18 protein-coding genes are annotated in these 16,964 nt (G+C 31.3%); 9 read left to right on the top strand and 9 right to left on the bottom strand.

The annotated features are described in order from the left end of the window. Genes CEE44_02820 through CEE44_02800 form a run of 5 tightly spaced genes read left to right on the top strand, consistent with a single transcriptional unit; the run spans position 1 to position 3,795 of the window. Positions 1-795 carry a 30S ribosomal protein S5 gene (locus tag CEE44_02820; protein ID TKJ17938.1) on the top strand — a complete coding sequence of 265 codons (795 nt, stop codon included), beginning with the start codon at positions 1-3 and terminating at the stop codon, positions 793-795. Beyond that, positions 788-1,189 (top strand): 50S ribosomal protein L30, encoded by a 402-nt coding sequence (gene rpl30p / locus CEE44_02815; GenBank protein ID TKJ17444.1) that lies wholly within the window; start codon positions 788-790, stop codon positions 1,187-1,189. Before CEE44_02820 ends, rpl30p begins: the two co-directional genes overlap by 8 nt. After that, positions 1,186-1,626: a 50S ribosomal protein L15 gene (gene rpl15p / locus CEE44_02810; protein ID TKJ17443.1), complete on the top strand. Its 441-nt coding sequence runs from the start codon at positions 1,186-1,188 to the stop codon at positions 1,624-1,626. Before rpl30p ends, rpl15p begins: the two co-directional genes overlap by 4 nt. 1 nt (position 1,627) lies before the next feature. Beyond that, on the top strand, positions 1,628-3,016 hold the full coding sequence (locus CEE44_02805; protein TKJ17442.1) for a preprotein translocase subunit SecY: 1,389 nt from the start codon (positions 1,628-1,630) through the stop codon (positions 3,014-3,016). 17 nt (positions 3,017-3,033) lie between these two features. Beyond that, complete coding sequence (locus CEE44_02800; GenBank protein ID TKJ17441.1) at positions 3,034-3,795, top strand: hypothetical protein; 762 nt, start codon at positions 3,034-3,036, stop codon at positions 3,793-3,795. Here the strand turns inward: CEE44_02800 and CEE44_02795 are convergent. Next, positions 3,778-4,101, bottom strand: coding sequence for a divalent-cation tolerance protein CutA (locus tag CEE44_02795; protein TKJ17440.1), 324 nt, complete (start codon positions 4,099-4,101; stop codon positions 3,778-3,780). The two genes, CEE44_02800 and CEE44_02795, sit on opposite strands and share 18 nt — an antisense overlap. A gap of 90 nt (positions 4,102-4,191) precedes the next feature. Between CEE44_02795 and CEE44_02790 the strand changes: the two genes are divergently transcribed. Then, entirely contained in the window at positions 4,192-4,443 is a 252-nt protein-coding gene (locus CEE44_02790) for a hypothetical protein (GenBank protein TKJ17439.1), read from the top strand. On the opposite strand, the gene CEE44_02785 is transcribed toward CEE44_02790, so the two are convergent. Continuing rightward, positions 4,435-5,172 (bottom strand): hypothetical protein, encoded by a 738-nt coding sequence (locus CEE44_02785; protein ID TKJ17438.1) that lies wholly within the window; start codon positions 5,170-5,172, stop codon positions 4,435-4,437. The genes CEE44_02790 and CEE44_02785 overlap by 9 nt on opposite strands. An 85-nt stretch (positions 5,173-5,257) precedes the next feature. Between CEE44_02785 and CEE44_02780 the strand changes: the two genes are divergently transcribed. After that, positions 5,258-5,524: a 50S ribosomal protein L34e gene (locus CEE44_02780; protein ID TKJ17437.1), complete on the top strand. Its 267-nt coding sequence runs from the start codon at positions 5,258-5,260 to the stop codon at positions 5,522-5,524. A gap of 55 nt (positions 5,525-5,579) precedes the next feature. Beyond that, positions 5,580-5,942, top strand: a complete 363-nt coding sequence (locus CEE44_02775) for a 50S ribosomal protein L14e (protein ID TKJ17436.1) — start codon at positions 5,580-5,582, stop codon at positions 5,940-5,942. Between the two features lie 6 nt (positions 5,943-5,948). Here CEE44_02775 and CEE44_02770 read toward each other — a convergent pair whose 3' ends face one another. From CEE44_02770 to CEE44_02740, 7 genes are all read right to left on the bottom strand, one after another. After that, on the bottom strand, positions 5,949-7,601 hold the full coding sequence (locus CEE44_02770; GenBank protein TKJ17435.1) for a phenylalanine--tRNA ligase subunit beta: 1,653 nt from the start codon (positions 7,599-7,601) through the stop codon (positions 5,949-5,951). Between the two features lies 1 nt (position 7,602). Next, entirely contained in the window at positions 7,603-7,854 is a 252-nt protein-coding gene (locus tag CEE44_02765) for a hypothetical protein (GenBank protein ID TKJ17434.1), read from the bottom strand. A gap of 1 nt (position 7,855) precedes the next feature. Further along, the gene (locus CEE44_02760) at positions 7,856-9,382 is read right to left on the bottom strand and encodes a phenylalanine--tRNA ligase subunit alpha (protein TKJ17433.1); all 1,527 of its coding nucleotides are present in this window, start codon (positions 9,380-9,382) and stop codon (positions 7,856-7,858) included. A gap of 106 nt (positions 9,383-9,488) precedes the next feature. Beyond that, a complete protein-coding gene (locus CEE44_02755; protein TKJ17432.1) occupies positions 9,489-10,304 on the bottom strand; it encodes a hypothetical protein in 816 nt (271 codons plus the stop codon). A gap of 198 nt (positions 10,305-10,502) precedes the next feature. Further along, positions 10,503-12,458 carry an acetate--CoA ligase gene (gene acs, locus CEE44_02750; GenBank protein ID TKJ17431.1) on the bottom strand — a complete coding sequence of 652 codons (1,956 nt, stop codon included), beginning with the start codon at positions 12,456-12,458 and terminating at the stop codon, positions 10,503-10,505. Between the two features lie 68 nt (positions 12,459-12,526). Further along, positions 12,527-14,533, bottom strand: coding sequence for a sodium-translocating pyrophosphatase (locus CEE44_02745; protein TKJ17430.1), 2,007 nt, complete (start codon positions 14,531-14,533; stop codon positions 12,527-12,529). Between the two features lie 110 nt (positions 14,534-14,643). After that, positions 14,644-15,699: an mRNA surveillance protein pelota gene (locus CEE44_02740; GenBank protein TKJ17429.1), complete on the bottom strand. Its 1,056-nt coding sequence runs from the start codon at positions 15,697-15,699 to the stop codon at positions 14,644-14,646. Between the two features lie 61 nt (positions 15,700-15,760). Between CEE44_02740 and CEE44_02735 the strand changes: the two genes are divergently transcribed. Beyond that, a complete protein-coding gene (locus CEE44_02735; protein TKJ17428.1) occupies positions 15,761-16,963 on the top strand; it encodes a hypothetical protein in 1,203 nt (400 codons plus the stop codon). Position 16,964 lies beyond the last annotated feature (1 nt).

Here is a 16,964-nt window from a genome sequence, read left to right as displayed (position 1 = left end):
ATGAAAGAAAAAACTAAATATAAACCAAAAGAAAGACGTAAAGAAGGTTTTGTTAAGGAATTTGATAAAGAGAGTTGGAAACCAAAAACAAAATTAGGGAAACAGGTTAAGAGTGGTGAAGTAAATAATATTGATTTTGTACTTGATAATGGAATTAGAATTCTAGAATCAGAAATTGTAGATGTTTTAATACCTAATATTGAATCAGAATTATTGTTGGTTGGACAAGCAAAAGGTAAGTTTGGCGGGGGTCAAAGAAGAGTATTTAAACAAACCCAAAAGAAAACAAGAGAAGGCAATAAACCTCATTTTTCTACTTGTGCTATAGTTGGTAATAGAGATGGATATGTTGGGATTGGTTTTGGGAAAAGTAAGGAGACTGTGCCTGCTAGAGAAAAGGCCTTTAGAAATGCAAGATTAAACTTAATAAAAATAAGGAGGGGTTGTGGATCGTGGCAATGCGGGTGTAAAGAGCCCCATAGTATTCCTTTTAGAGTAGAAGGGAAGTGTGGTTCTGTAAAGGTTGTGTTGATGCCTGCTCCAAAAGGAACTGGATTAAAGGTTGAAAAAGAAAGTCAGAAAATTTTAAGTTTGGCTGGAATCAAAGATGTGTGGTCAAGGACATCTGGTCAGACAAAAAGTAAGAACAATCTTATATATGCTTGCGATATGGCTTTAAGAAAATTAATGGATACAAGAGTTAATCAAAAAGGAAGCGAGAATGTTGGTGTGATGGAAGGTTCTATTAAGAAAACGACAGAAAAAGTAGAAGAAGAGGATAAAAAAGATGAGTGAAGAATCAAAACCCAATGTTAAATATGCTGTAATAAGAATAAGGGGTTTAGTTAGAGTAAAAAAAGAAATAAATCACACTATGGAGTTGATGGGGCTTTATCGTAAAAATTATTGTGTTTTGATAGATAAAAAAGATTTTGGAATGATTAAGAAGGTAAAAGATTATGTTACTTATGGAGAAATAGATAAAGAAACTGAAGATTTGGTTGTTAAGAAAAGAGGAGAAAAAACAAAAAATAAAGAAGGAAAGGAAGTTATTAAAAAGTTTTTTAGATTAAATCCTCCTAGAAAAGGGTTTGGGAGAAAAGGTATCAAAGTTGCTTTTTCAAAAAGTGGTGGATTAGGGTATAGAGGAGACAAGATTAATGATTTATTAAAAAGGATGTTAGGATGATAAACAAAAGAAAGAAATCTGGAAGGTATAGGGGATCAAAAACCCATGGTTGCGGTAGTATGAAGAAGAGGCGAGGTAAGGGAAATAAAGGAGGGAGTGGTAATGCTGGTACTGGTAAGAGGGCTGATCAGAAAAAGCCGAGTGTTTGGAAGAAAAAAACAGGTAATGTTGGTTTTAAACCACAAGGAGTTAAGATAAAAATTAAAGCTATTAATACTACAAAAGTTCAGAAATTAATTTCGTCTGGTTTACTAAAAGAAGAAAAAGGGATTTATGATTTAGATAAATTGGGGTATAATAAATTATTAGGAAAAGGAAAAGTTATGAAAGGTATGAAGATTAAAGTTTCAAAGGCTTCAAAAAAAGTTGTGGATGCTATTAAAAAAGAGGGTGGAGAGGTTATTTTAGAGGTTGTGGAGAACACAACAAAAGAATAAAATGGGTTTTTTTAAAACAATATTATTAAATTTGCCTGAAGTGGCTGGACCTACTCAGAAAAAACTTTCTTTTAAAGAGAAATTAAAATGGACGGGTGTTATTCTCATATTATTTTTTGTTTTGGGTATGATTCCTTTGTTTGGTCTTGGTTTAAATGCTTTGCAAAGATTTGAGTACTTAAGTATTATATTAGGAGCTAAGTTTGGAAGTATAATTAGTCTTGGAATCGGTCCTATTGTAACCTCTTCGATTGTATTACAATTATTAAATGGATCTGGTATTTTAAAGTTTGATTTACATTCTCACGAAGGTAAGAGGAATTTTCAAGGTACTCAGAAATTATTAGCAATATTCTTCATAATATTTGAATCTATTATTTACGTTTATATGGGTGGGTTGTCACCTTCTCCTGATTTAATTGGAACAATATTATATTCGCAATTGCAGGTTTTGCTTGTTTTCCAAATATTTTTAGGTGGAATGATGATTTTATTTATGGATGAGGTTGTTTCTAAATGGGGTTTTGGTTCAGGTACTGGTTTGTTTATTGCTGCAGGAGTTAGTCAGACAATTTTTATAAGAGCATTGAGTCCTTTGCCTTCTCCAACTAATCCCAGTATAGCAACTGGTGCTATTCCTGCTTTATTTCAGAGTTTAGCTGCTGGAGATCCTATAACAGCTGGTTTAATGTTGGCGGCTGTTATTTCTACTTTATTGGTTTTTGTTATTGTAGTTTATGCTCAGGCCATGAAGGTTGAGATTCCTTTGAGTATGGGCAGGGTGAGAGGTCACGGAATTAGATGGCCTTTGTCTTTTATATACACAGGAGTTATTCCAGTTATACTTGTATCTGCTTTGATTGCTAATATGCAGCTTTGGGCAAGGTTATTGCAAAATTGGGGACATCCTTTTTTAGGAACCTTTATTGGAAACTCTCCTGCAACAGGATTAGTGTCATGGATATCTTCACCTAATATTGTAGGAAAAGTTATCAAAGGTAGTCTAACTTTTGCTGATGTTGGTCATTCTTTGGTTTATGTGATTTTTATGGTTTTGGGTTGTGTGGTTTTCTCTGTTTTTTGGATGCAGACTGCTGGGATGGATGCCCGAAGTCAGGCAAAGAATATGATGTCTTCTGGATTACAGATTCCTGGATTTAGAAAAGATCAAAGAATTTTAGAAAGATTATTAAATAGATATATTTGGTCTTTAACAATAATGGGGGCCATTACTATCGGGCTTTTGGCTGCTTTAGCTGATTTAACTGGTGCTTTATCAAGTGGAACCGGGATATTGTTGGCTGTTATGATTATTTACAAATTGTATGAAGAGATTGCTAAACAACATATGATGGATATGCATCCAATGATGCGAAAGTTTATGGAATAAATTTAAGAGGTGTATAAATGGCTTTTGAATCTTTATTGAATCCTGTATTAAATCCCTTATTAGAATTTTTAGGCTATTTCTGGACATTGATGATTTTAGTTTTTGTTATTACAATGATTATTACTCTTATCTATAAATACACAACTAATCAAAGTTTGATGAAAGATTTGAAAGCAGAATTAAAGGCTTTTCAAAAACAGATAAAAGAATTAAAGGATCAACCAGAAAAGGCCATGGGTGTTCAGAAAAAGATGATGCAGACAAATAGCAAATATATGATGCATAGTTTTAAACCGATGTTGTTTACTTTTTTGCCTATTATCATATTTTTTGGATGGATGAGTGCTCATCTTGGATATTATCCTTTATTGCCTGGAGAAGAATTTTCTGTTACAATGGATTTTAATGAAGGAGTTAATGGAGAGGTTGAATTAGTGCTTCCTGATTTAGAAGTTATGAATGGGTTAACACAAACTATTCAGGCTGGTCAAGTAAAATGGGTTTTGGAAGGCGAAGTGGGAGAGTATCAGCTTAATTATAAATTTAATGATGATATTTATTCTAATGTTGTTTTGATTAGTGATGAGAAGAATTATAAACTTCCAGTTACAAAAATTAAGAAAGATGGTGTTAAATCAATTACAGTTAGTAATAAGAAGGTTCAACCTCTTACTGTCCTCCCAATACCTTGGATTAATAATTTTGGTTGGTTAGGAACTTATATTCTATTTTCAATAATGTTTAGTATTTTGATAAGAAAATTATTGAAAGTTTATTGATTTTATTTTTGAATTAATCCAGGATTCGTATTCTTTATTTGATTCTACGTTAAATTTCATAATACATGGGATTTCATAAGGATGTATTTTTTTTACTTCTGACTTAACTTTTTTCCAGTTTTCTTTTTTGGTTTTAACTATAGTAACCATTTCACTATCATTTTTTATCTTCCCTTTCCACCAGTAAGAGCTTTTAATTGGTAAGAAATTAGCGCATGTAATAAGTTTCTTTTTAAGTAGATGAGAAACTACTTTTTTTGCTTCTTTGATGTTTTGATGAGTTATGTAGATTATTATAAAGCCCATAGTGATATAAAACGGTCTTTTGTTTAAATAATTTTTGAAGATTATTAAAAAAATTTATATAGTATTTTAATTATTTAGATGAATATCCAAATGGTTGAACTAATAAAAAGAAATCACAGGGTTCCTTATAAACATCACCCAATTCATCCCCCTTATTATAGGCCTGAAAATAAAAGGGAATCTGAGAGGTTGATTAACCAAGGGTTAGAAAAAACCTTACAAGATCAACAAAGAAGGGCAACAAATAATGATGCATTAATAGATGAACATTTGCGTAGGTTGCTTGGTAGGCCTGATTTAAAACTCAATTCTGATTATGCTGCTGTTTCTGGTTCAGATTGAAGTAAGAATTATAACAAATAAAACGCCAATTATTAATGAGAAGATAACGCTATGGTTCCAGGAGTTATTGCATTTGTTGCAAGAAGTTGGAATTAATTCATCAGCAGAAATGTATATCATTATTCCTGCGGTTGCAGCAATAATTATTCCCACAATATATAGGGGTATATTTGGGAAAACAAGGTACCCTAGATAAAACCCCAAGAGGATGGGTATTGCTGTCGAAGATGATAATAAAAATGATTTGAGTTTTTTCTTTGTGCAATAATAGTATGGGGCGCTTGTACAAATTCCTTCTGGGATATTTTGTATTGCAATTGCTAATGATATTGTTAGAGCTGTTTTAAAATTAGTTACAATTCCTGAAGCGATTGCTATTCCTTCTGGAAAATTGTGCATGAATATGCCTATAAGAAGGTATACTGATGTTCTTTTTAGTTTACGGCCTTGTTCTGGTTCGCATAACTCAGGATGTATGTGTGGTATTAATTTATCAAGGAGGTACATGGATGCTGTTCCTATGATAATACCTAAACAAGCCAACCATACTGAAGAGAACTCTATGCTTTTGGGTATTAATTCTATGATGGATATTGTAATCATTACTCCTGCTGCAAAAGCAAGCATGTTATACATAAAAAGTTTAGAAGGTTTTCTAATAACCCCTATAAAAGATCCTAAAACTGGTCCAATTACACTAATAATGAGGATTAAATATATGTGTTCCATGTTATTTGTCAAATTTTGGAGTTTATAAAATTTCTGAAAGATGTAAAAAGAAAGATTTTTAAAGCCCCCCAAAATCACATTAATTATGGTATCAGGAAGGTTAAAATCACGAACATTTAGGAGAATATTTAAGAAAACTCCTGGTGGAAAAACAAAATTACATTATTTAACTAGAAAACCAAAAAAGGCTAAATGTGCTAAGTGTGGTGATGTTCTTAAAGGTATAAGCAGGGAACGTCCTAAAAAAATGCAAAATATTCCTAAAAGTCAAAAAACTGTTTCAAGACCCTATGGTGGGAATCTTTGCAGCAGATGTATGAGGGAAACTATTAAAGCGAAAATAAAAGAATAATCTCATAAAATGGTTGGTAACATCATTTATAAAAAAATGAGATTGGAGAGATAAAATGATTGAAGTTGGAAGATTGATTGTGAAATTGGCTGGAAGAGATGCTGGTTTAAAAGGAGTTATTGTTGAAATTCTTGAGAAAGGTCATATCTTAATTGATGGACAAGTTAGAAGAAGGAAGTGTAATATTCTTCATATTGAGCCATTAGATAAAGTTATTAAACTTCCTAAAAAGGCCAGCCATGAAGAAGTTGTTAAGGCCTTAAAAGCAGAAGGAATTGAAGTAAAAGAGAAAAAGAAGAAAAGTAAAGAGAAAGCAGATAAGCCAAGAAAAGTTAGGAGAGAGAAAGAAAAACCTGCTGCTGAGAAAAAAGAAGTTAAACCTAAAAAGGAAGTAAAAGAAAAGAAGCAGAAAAAATAACTTAATTTATAGAGTTGAAAATAATTCAGAAATATTTATTTCAAAACCTATAACAGGCATTTCTAGATTAAAATTATAAATTACTTTTGGGTTTATTTCTCCAATATAACCAACTTTTTTATCATTAACAATTATCCTACCAACCCTTCCTTCTATAAAACTATCATGTTTTGTTTCTTCTATTTTATATTCTATATCCAACATCCTCATTAAACAATCTAATGTTTGTTTAATTTTTGTATAATCTGCTTTTTCGGATATAGAAAGAGCAGCTATTCTTTCATAATCTATTATTTTTCCTTCTTTTTTTATTGTAACAGTGCCTTGTTCGAATATATTCTGAGGATATTCTACATGTTTATTTTTAGATAGAAATTCCATTAAGATTGGTACAATCCATGTACGTAGAACAGAATAATTTTCAGAAGTTGGATTTTGTAATTCAACTGTTCCAAAATCCTCTATTTCCATTTTGTTATATAATAAATTTTTGTTAGATAATATTTGGCTCATTACTTCTTGGAATCCTAATCCAACTATCATTTCTCTTATTTTATCTAAAAAGGTAATATGCTGGCTGGTTGATCCAGGGGTGTAACTTGTTAAAGGCAATTCTTCTATTTTATTATATCCATAAGCAATACCTATATCCTCTATAACGTCCCTTATATGTAAAATATCCTTTCTATAACTGGGTATTAGAACTTTTCCTGCCTTATAATCATATCTTTGTTTTTCTAATAATGTTTTAATTTCTGCTTCTTTTAAATCCAAGCCAAGGACTTCTTTTGCTGTCTCTATCTTTAATTTAATAGAATCGTTAAACATAAAAGGTGTTGTAATTTTTTTGTTCGGATATTTTGTATCTACTGAGAAAATTTTGAATCCTCTGTCATGCATTGCTTGTGCAAATATATTGCATACTACTAAAACAGATTCCAGGTCTGTTCCAGTAATATCAAAAAACAAATCAGAATCTTTTTCTTCTATTTTGCCTGTTTCGTTTGAATTGATTATTGGTGGAAAACTTAAAACTTTGTTTTCGTCGTCTATTAATATTGGATATCTCTCAAACCCTTCTAATATCCATGAATATTCCTGGCCTTTCGGGTGTTCTTCTAATATTTCGTTCAAATCCATCTCTTTTTTATATCCTAAAGGAATAAATTTTATTTTGTTTGGTTGAACTGCTTTGTAGTGTAGTGGGAATTTTATTTTTGAATAATTGAAAACACCTATAGCTATCTTTTTTCTTTTTCTGCCATAAGTTTCACATAATTTTTCCTGTAATTGAATTATTTGTTTTATAAGATAATCATCAACCTTACATCCTTTTGCAACAAAAGTAGCAATATATGGTCTTATTTTAGTTACAGAGTTTTCAACAATTATTGTATGATTGGGGGATTTATTGAGGGTTAGTTTTGGTATTCCTTTTTCCTTGCCTAAAATCCCTTTTATTAATCTTGCAATTCCTTCGGTTGACCATAAATAAGGGAGATTTGTATCTCCAAAATCTGCTGTTGCTTCATCTGTTGATTTGTCGTAATCTTCAAGTTCTGCTTTAGCGTAGGATAATAGGTCTTGTAATTCATCTAATGTAATCTTTTTTCCTATTAGTTTTTGCAAATCCTTTAGACTAAAATTTATTGTTGGCATTTTAATATGAATCAAAATCCTCTGGTCTTTTATATAGTAAATTTTCAAATATCTTCAATTCTTCAGGTTGTTCGTTAAAATAACAAACATACGACTCTTTTTTTTCTTCATCTTCTAATATTAATGCAAATTTTTCTTTATTGTTAAATATACAATTTGGTGTTAAAAAATGAAAGTGCCATTTTTTCTTTGCATCGGCCAATTCTCTAACTCTTTTGACTATTTCTTCCCTATTAATTTCTATTAAATTCATTTTATATTACCTTTTGGTTTCTTAAAAAATTTAAATCATGAGCAAATAATTTTCTTATATCATTTATTTCTAGATTAAACATTGCAATTCTATCTATACCTATTCCCCACGCCAAAACCGGCATTTCTTTTCCTAATAGAGGTTTGACGACTTCTGGTCTAAGTATTCCTGCACCCCCTAATTCTATCCAGCCCATCTGTGGATGTTTTGCAAATAGTTCTGCAGATGGTTCTGTAAAAGGAAAATATGCAGGAACAATTTTTATTTGATTTGTATTGCAAAATTCTTCTGCAAACATTTTTAATAATCCTTTAAGATGTCTAAAGTTAAGGTTTTCCTCGATTACTATTCCTTCCACTTGATTAAAATCCGCTGAGTGTGTTGCGTCAATGACATCTGGTCTAAAACACCTTCCAATTGCAAAGTATTTTCCAGGAATTTTTAGGTCTTTAGAAGCTATTTTTCTTGCAGAACAGGCTGTTGTTTGGGTTCTTAATAATAATTTGTGGCTTTGTTTTTCATCAAATTTATAGTTCCATCCTTTTGATGTTGTGTTGAATCCATTTTCATGGGCTTGTTTTACTTTTTTGACTAGTTTTTCGTCTAGTTTTCCGTATCTTGGTTCTTTTATGTAAAAGGCAGAATGAATATCTCTTGCTGAATGGAATTGTGGCATGAACAAGGCATCCATATCCCAAAAGTCTGTCTCAACAAGAGGGCCAAACATTTCTTCAAAACCCAATGCCAAGAATTTGTTTCTTAATTCATCTAAAAACCTTCTATATGGTTGTTTTTTTGCTGCGTGTATTTTGGGGACATTTATTTTTATATCATAACCTCTGAATTTTTTTTGTCTCCATGACCCGTTTTTTAGCATTTCTGGTGTTAATCTGTCAAAAGTATCTGATATTTCTATATCGCTTTCTGATATTTCTTTTCCTAATTCTGTTAATTCTGCTCTCTTTGTTTTCTCTATATTTGTTTTGAGTATGTTTTTTCTTTTTTTGAGTTCATCAAAAGCAAATTTCTCTTGTTGAGATAACTCATCTACATAAATTGGAAATTCTTTTTTAAGAAAATTTTCTTCTGTTAATCCTTTTTCAACTAATTTTTTACCTTGTTCCATTATCTTAAGAATAATATTTTTACCTTCTTTTGTTATAAAAACAGCTGCTTTTTTCCTTAGAATTCCTAATGCGATGTTTTGTTCTTCTTTTGTTAGACCTGCTTTTTCCTTTATTTGATCCATTGTCATTGGACCTTTTTTAAGGGCTTTTAGTAATTTTTTTTCTGGTAATTCTTCTTTTATGTATTTTTGGCCGTTTTTATCCAGCTCAATAACCTCTCTTAATTCTTCTTTTAAGCTAACAATATCTTTATTTTGAAGCCATTGTAAAGCACGAACTATTTCTACCTCTTTTAGGCCTGTGGCTTGTTCTATGCCCTTTATATCTTTATATTTAGTTAAAACAGGCAGTACTGCTCTTTCTAAGCGATGTAAGTTGTTTATTGTCTTATTTAGGTCCATATTTTAAAAGGGAAACTAAGTGTTTATATAAATTTTTTTAATTTGAAAAAAGGCAAATTTAGAGTTTTTCAACTAAAAACTAAAATAAAGTGAATAAAAAAGAAAATTATTTTAAAGCTGCTTCGGCTGGTTTCATTGATTTCCAGGTTTGATTAAACATGCTATTCATTGTTGAAGCAAAGAAAGGGGTGTTTACCCATATTCCTGTATCATATGTTGGATGAACTTTATCATCATCTAATAACATAAATACAAGTTCATTAGCATCCACAATACAAAATCTTCCTCTTTCTGTTGTGTGTCTTACTTCTGCAAGACCGTTTAGTTCTTTCACAGCTGCTTTTGTTTCTTTGGTTAAAGGTGCTGCTACTCTTATATTGACGCCACGTTTTTTTAGTTTTTCAAATACTGGTTTTAGACCATCAACTTTTCTTATTAGGCCTTGTGTTGTTGTTTGTAGTACAACAGATTCTTTGGCGTTTTTCATGGTTAGTTCTAAATGATTATATAGGTTATGTCTACCGCGCAAACTTCCTCCAAGATCTCCTGGTTCAATTAATTCTACGCCTTGTGTATGGAGGGTAGATAATTCTTTGAGAACGTCTCCTTTTTTTAGGCTATCTAATTTATTAATTTTCTGGTCTGCATCTGACCTCATATTTTTCTTTACTCTTTCTACTACTTCTGTAGGTGCAACTGCAAGATATTTTATTGGTTTGCCTATTTTCATTACTACAAACCCTTTTTTTTCTAGGCTTTCTAGTACATCATAACTTCTAGATCTTGGTACATTTGCTATATCTGATAGTTCTCCTGCTGTTGAAACCCCTCTAGACAACAAAGCAGTCCAAATTTTAACCTCATAAAGATTTAGTGCAAAATACCTTCTTAGCTTACTTAAAAAATCGTCTTTTACTATCATGTTATTACACCCCTTTTATTTAAAAAAAATTTTGTTGCTAGTTAGTAAATAAAAGGAACTACTATTAAAATGTTACTATTTTGACATAATCTTTTCTATTTTACTTTACAATAACAACAAACTCTTTTCACTCGGGAGTTTATAATAATTTTATGAGAACATACTAGTATTTAAGTATTTGTATAGTGTAAAATATCTTTAATGGGTGTTTTGTTTCTCTTGTTTTAGAATCTCAACAACAGAGGGGTCTGCTAAAGTCGTGGTGTTTCCGACATCTTCCTTTCCTTCTGCAATTGCTTTTAGAATTCTTCTCATTATTTTCCCGCTTCTTGTTTTTGGTAAGGCGTCTGCAAATTGAATTTTGTCTGGTTTTGCTATTGGTCCTATTTCTTTTCTAACTTGTTGTATTATTTCTTTTTTAAGATCTTTGCTTTTTTTAACTCCTTTTTTTAGAGTTACAAAAGCATAGATGCCTTGTCCTTTTATTGGGCAAGGAAAAGGAACAACTGCTGATTCTGCTACTTTATTATGAGTCACTATTGCGCTTTCAATTTCTGCTGTTCCAAGTCTATGGCCTGATACATTTATTACGTCGTCTAACCTACCCATTATCCAGAAATATCCTTCTTTGTCTTTTTTTGCTTCGTCTCCTGTGAGATATATCTCTTTAAATTTAGAAAAGTAAGTTTCTTTATATCTTTTAGAATCCCCCCATATTGTTCTTGCTAAACCTGGCCATGGTTTTTTTATAATTAAGTACCCGCTTTTGTTTGGTTTTGCTTTTTTTCCATTTTCTTTGTAGATTTCTGCTTGTATTCCTGGGAATGGTTTTGTTGCTGAGCCTGGTTTTAATGGATTTAATCCTGGTAAAGGGGATATTAAAATTCCGCCTGTTTCTGTTTGCCACCACGTATCTACAATAGGACATTTTTTCTTTCCAATAACATTATAATACCAAAGCCAGGAATCTGGATTTATTGGTTCTCCTACTGAACCCAATAATCTTAAACTGTTTAGGTTATATTTTTTAGGCCATTTGTCGCCTTCTCTTGTTAAGGATCTGATTAGTGTTGGTGCTGTATAGAAAATATTAACTTTGAATTTTTCAACAATTTTCCATGCTCTTCCTGGATCTGGATAAGTTATAACCCCTTCATACATTACGGTTGTTGCTCCATTAGCCAATGGCCCATATACAATATAACTATGGCCCGTTATCCATCCTATGTCGGCGGTGCACCAATATACGTCTTTTTCTTTAATATCAAAAATCCATTTAAATGTTTGATAAGTGTATAATAGATATCCTGCTGTTGTGTGGATTAATCCTTTTGGTTTTCCTGTTGTTCCTGAAGTGTATAAAATAAACAAAGGATCTTCGGCGTTCATTGGTCTTGGTTCACATTTATTAGAAATATCTTTAGCATTTATTTCATCATGCCACCAGAAATCTCTTCCTTTTTTAATTTTTATTTTGTTTTTGGCCCTTTTGCATATTATTACTGATTTAATTGTTTTGATTCCTTTGAGAGCTTCATCAACTGTTTCTTTCACATTTAGGGCTTTGCCTTTTCTTATGTTTCCGTCAGAAGTGATTAGCATTTTTGCTTTACAATCTTTTATTCTGCTTTGTAATGCTGATGCACTAAAACCACAAAACACAACGCTGTGTATTGCCCCTATACGTGTACAAGCCAACATAGATATTGCAAGTTCTGGAATCATAGGCATATACATTATTATCCTATCTCCTTTTTTGATTCCTTTTTTCTTGAGAACATTAGCAAATTTACAGACTTCCTTGTGGAGTTGTTGATAAGTGATAATTCTTTTGTCTTTTTCTGACTCGCCTTGCCAAATTATTGCTGGTTTATTTTTTCTTTTGGTTGTTAGGTGTCTATCAAGACAGTTATAAGAAACATTAAGTTTTCCACCCTCAAACCATTTCATAAATGGTTTTTTAGTATATTTGAATATTATGTTCCATTTTTTAAACCAATCTAATTGTTCTGCTTTTTCTGCCCAGAATTTTTCAGGATTAGAAATAGATTCTTTGTAGATTTTTTGATATTCTTTGAGATTATTTATGTGGGCTTTTTTTTGAAATTCCTTTGGTGGGTAAAATTTATTTTTTGTATTAGAATTTTTAGGCATAGTCTTCTCTATTTTTTAATAGATAAAAATGTTTCGATTTAAAAATATAAAAATAAAAGTTGCTTTAATTATAAGAATAAAGGAAGGAATACTAAAGCAACTATTGATATAAGTTTTATCAATATATTCAGAGATGGACCACTTGTGTCTTTGAATGGATCTCCCACAGTATCTCCAACAACTGCTGCTTTGTGAACTTCAGATCCTTTCCCACCCAAATTTCCTTCTTCTACATATTTCTTAGCATTGTCCCATGCTCCACCTGCATTTGCCATGAAAACTGCTAAAAGGAATCCAGTAACAAGAGTCCCTGCAATAAGACCACCAACAGCTTCAGGACTCCATAACCCTATTAAAATTGGAGTTATTATAGCTATTAGACTAGGTAGCATCATTTGTTTTAATGCTGCGTCTGTTGATATGTCTATGCACTTTTTGTAGTTTGGTTTTGCTTTTCCTTGCATAAGTCCTTTTATTGTTTTAAACTGTCTTCTTACTTCAATAACCATGTCTTCTGCTGCTTTTCCAACAGCATTCATAGTAAGTGCTGAAAACACAAAAGGAAGTAATCCTCCAATAAATAATCCAATAACAACTTTATGGTTCATTAAATTTATTACTTCCATTCCTGTAACTTGTGAAAACGTAACAAATAAAGCTAATGCTGTTAAAGCTGCTGATCCTATTGCAAATCCTTTTCCAATTGCTGCTGTTGTGTTTCCTACTGCGTCTAGGCTTTCTGTTCTTTTTCTTACATCTTTTCCTAGTCCTGCCATTTCTGCAATTCCTGCTGCATTATCTGCAACAGGGCCATAACTATCTGTTGCTAAAGTTATTCCAAGTGTAGAAAGCATCCCTACTGCTGCTATTGCAATACCATACATTCCTCCTATTGCTGAATTTGTTACTCCCATCCCAAAATAAAATGCAAGGCCCATTGCAACACAAACTGCTAAAACAGGTATTATTGTTGATATCATACCTGTAGAAATTCCAGTTATTATATTTGTTGCTGGTCCTGTTTTTGATGCGTTTGCAATTGTTTTTGCTGGTTTTCTTTCATTAGATGTATAGTATTCTGTTGAAAGGCCTATTGCAATACCTGCGCCTAAGCCAGATATTGTTGCTAGATAAAAGTTAAGACTTCCTGTCATTTTTAATATAATCAAAGGAGATAATATGGCCATAAGTCCTGCTGCACCAAATATTCCTTTGTTTAAAGCTGATGCTGCACCGCTTTTTCTCTTGGTTTTTACAAATGAAACCCCAATTAATGAACAAATTATTCCTACTCCTGCTAATACAAGAGGGAGTATAACTGCGTTTTTTATTGATGATGTGATAAGAATACCAAGAACCATTGCTGCAATAATCGAGTCAACATAACTTTCAAAAAGATCTGCACCCATTCCAGCTACATCTCCTACATTATCCCCTACATTATCAGCAATTGTTGCTGGATTTCTTGGGTCATCTTCTGGAATGTTTTTTTCAACTTTTCCAACAAGATCTGCTCCAACATCTGCTGCTTTTGTGTAAATTCCCCCACCAACTCTAGCAAAAAGGGCTATTGAAGATGCTCCAAAACCAAAACTAAATATTATGTTTGGGTTTCCAAGCCACATATATAATCCTGTTACTCCTAGAAGACCTAATCCTACAACACTCATACCCATAACTGTTCCAGATGAAAAAGCTATATTTAATCCGTCGTTAAGTGATTTTTTTGAAGCGATTGCAGTTCTTACATTCGCTTTTGTTGCTATCCTCATACCAATGTTTCCTGCTGCTGCAGAAAACAATGCACCAATTAAGAAGCATACTGTCATTTCTCCTTGGAAGTTGACAGGAGTTGTATCAATAAAATAGAGAATAACTCCAAAAACCATTATAAATATAGAAAGAAGTTTGTATTCTTTTTTTAAAAAAGCCATTGCGCCGTCATGAATAAGTTTTGCGATTTCTTTTGTTTTTTCGTCTCCTTGATCTTTCCGAGATATTGATATATATTTTACCAAGGCAAAAACCAATGCCAAAATAGAAATTATGATTACAGTTATTAGTGTTGTGTCCATTTTATCTCCCCTTTAAATTTTAATAATAATTTTATTTTTTAAGTTATGTGGATGGAACATTTGGTTTAATATATAAAAGTTTTGTTTAGAATTAAAGTAATTTGAAAAGATTATATTAATTTGTATCTTAGTAGTGCGCCAATTCCGCCTAAGCCGTTTAATTTTTTTCCTCCTTCATGTTCTGCAGAAATTATATTGACTGAGCCTTTTATTTCTTCTGTGTTTTTTAACATTAAATCTATCTTTTCATAATTTTCTTTTTCTCTTTGTTTTTGAATAAAAGAGTCTGTTAGAATTAATGTTTTTACTGCTCCTGCTTCGATCGCTTTTTCTGTTTGGTTTATACCATATGCTGCTAAATTATTTTTAGAAATTTCTTTTAATAATTCTTCAACTAGATTTATTTCTTTTGTTATTCTATCTTGTTTTAGTGCTTCCTGGGTTTCTGGTCTTTTTAGAACTTCTGTAATTCCGTCTACATTTGCAGAAGAACATGTTGCTTGGATTATTTTTTGTTTTAAATCTTTATCTTTTAATTCTTTCATTAATTCTTCTTTCCAGAAAATTGGAGAAGCTATTATTATTTTGCTAAAATTGTATCTTTTGTCATATTCTTTAACTTTATTGATTATTTCAGAATAAAAATTTGATTTTATTTTTTCTTCGGCTGCTTTTTTGGTTACGTTTCCTTTAATCTTTGTTAATAATTTATATCCACTTTTTTTCATTAATGCAAATATTGATTCTTCCCTATCTAAAACTACAATAAGTATTTTTGATTTTGTTTCTTGAGATGCTTCTTTTAATTTATCAAGCTGAAATTTTAACCATTTTTCTTTTATTATGTTTATGGTTGTGTTTTCTTCTAGATTAAATGTGTGGTATGATGCTAAGGGGATGTCTTCTGGCGCTTCAATGATTTTTCCAGAAACTCTTAAGGAATTGTTTGTAAATTCTGTTTTTTCTGTTTGAAGTTTTATGAAAACTTGTTTTTTTACTATTTTTTGATTTCTTTGTTCCTGTTCTCCTATCTTTACTTTTCTTGTGGTTTTTCCTTTAATAATATCATTTTTATCTATTATATGGCTTAGATACCATATATCATCTAGATTTTCTATTTTTAATTTTATTTCTCCTTTTTTGAGATTTTGGTTAATTATTTTCATATTGTTAAAATAAAAAGATTTATATATAAAGTTATTTATTATTTGAGAGTAGGTGACGTTTATGGTTAAAAAAAGAGGGCAAAGTGGTGGAGGAGCTGCAGGATTAGTTGCTATAATTGCTGGTTTGATTATTCTTTATATTCTATTTTTAGAGCCTGCTGAAAGGGCAGATTTATTGGGTGAGGAAGGAGATAATAATGGGAATGTAGATAGTGAGGATGAGGAAGTAAGTGTTTTATTGGATGAAGAGCCTGGAAGATTGGATTATCTAAAGGGTGACGAATTTGAGATTGATATTCCATCGTTTAAGCTTTACAAAACCACTAATGCTAAAGAGCTTGAAGTGTTTAATGACTTTTCTATTAGGAAGGGCTGGTTTGATGAAAAAATTGTTGAAAAGAGTTTTTTTATAGATAATTTAGATAATAGCGATAATATAATTCTAAGTTTTTCTGTTAGAAAACATTCTGGTGTTTTGTCAGTAGACCTTAATGGAAACAATATTTATGAAAGTTTAATTACAACCCAAAATGTTGAACCTATTAAGTTAAGAAAACAATATTTTAATGATGAGGGCAATACTTTAAAGTTTAGTGTTTCTGGAGTAGGTCTTGCTTTTTGGAGTACAAATGAATATAATTTTGAGGGTGTGAAGATTATAGGGGATGTAACAGACATTAGCAGACAAAAAACAAAGAATATATTCACATTAGAACCATGGAAATATAATAATTTAGAAAAAGCAACTTTAAAATTCCATCCAGATTGTAAACAAAATGAAGTTGGAACATTAGATGTTATGGTTAACAATATAAATGTATTTTCTGGTGTTCCTGATTGCGGGATGCTAAACAGATATGAAGTTCCTGTTGGAGCTTTAGATGCTGGAATAAATAATGTAATCTTTATGACTAATGAGGGTAGTTATCTGATTGATCTTATAGAAATTGATTTAGAATTAGAAGAACTAAGTTCTCCTTTATATTGGTTTGAGATAAGTGAAGAACAAATGGAGAACATCATGGGAGGGGTATCTGATGCAAATTTAACTTTAGAATTTGTTGATGATGATGAAAACAAAGAGCTTGATATAAATGTAAATGGTCATATGAGAAGAGTTGATCAAGAAGAGCCTTTTTATGAAAAACAAATTAATAGTTGGGTTGAGGAAGGTAGGAATTATGTTAAATTAATACCAAAGACTACAGTTGATATTGTTAGTATACAAATTGAATTGATTGAAAAGGATGATGATGAAGATTAAT

Source organism: Candidatus Woesearchaeota archaeon B3_Woes (assembly GCA_005222965.1).
Taxonomy (GTDB): Archaea; Nanobdellota; Nanobdellia; order Woesearchaeales; family B3-WOES; genus B3-WOES.
This window is presented reverse-complemented; position numbering and strand designations above follow the sequence as displayed.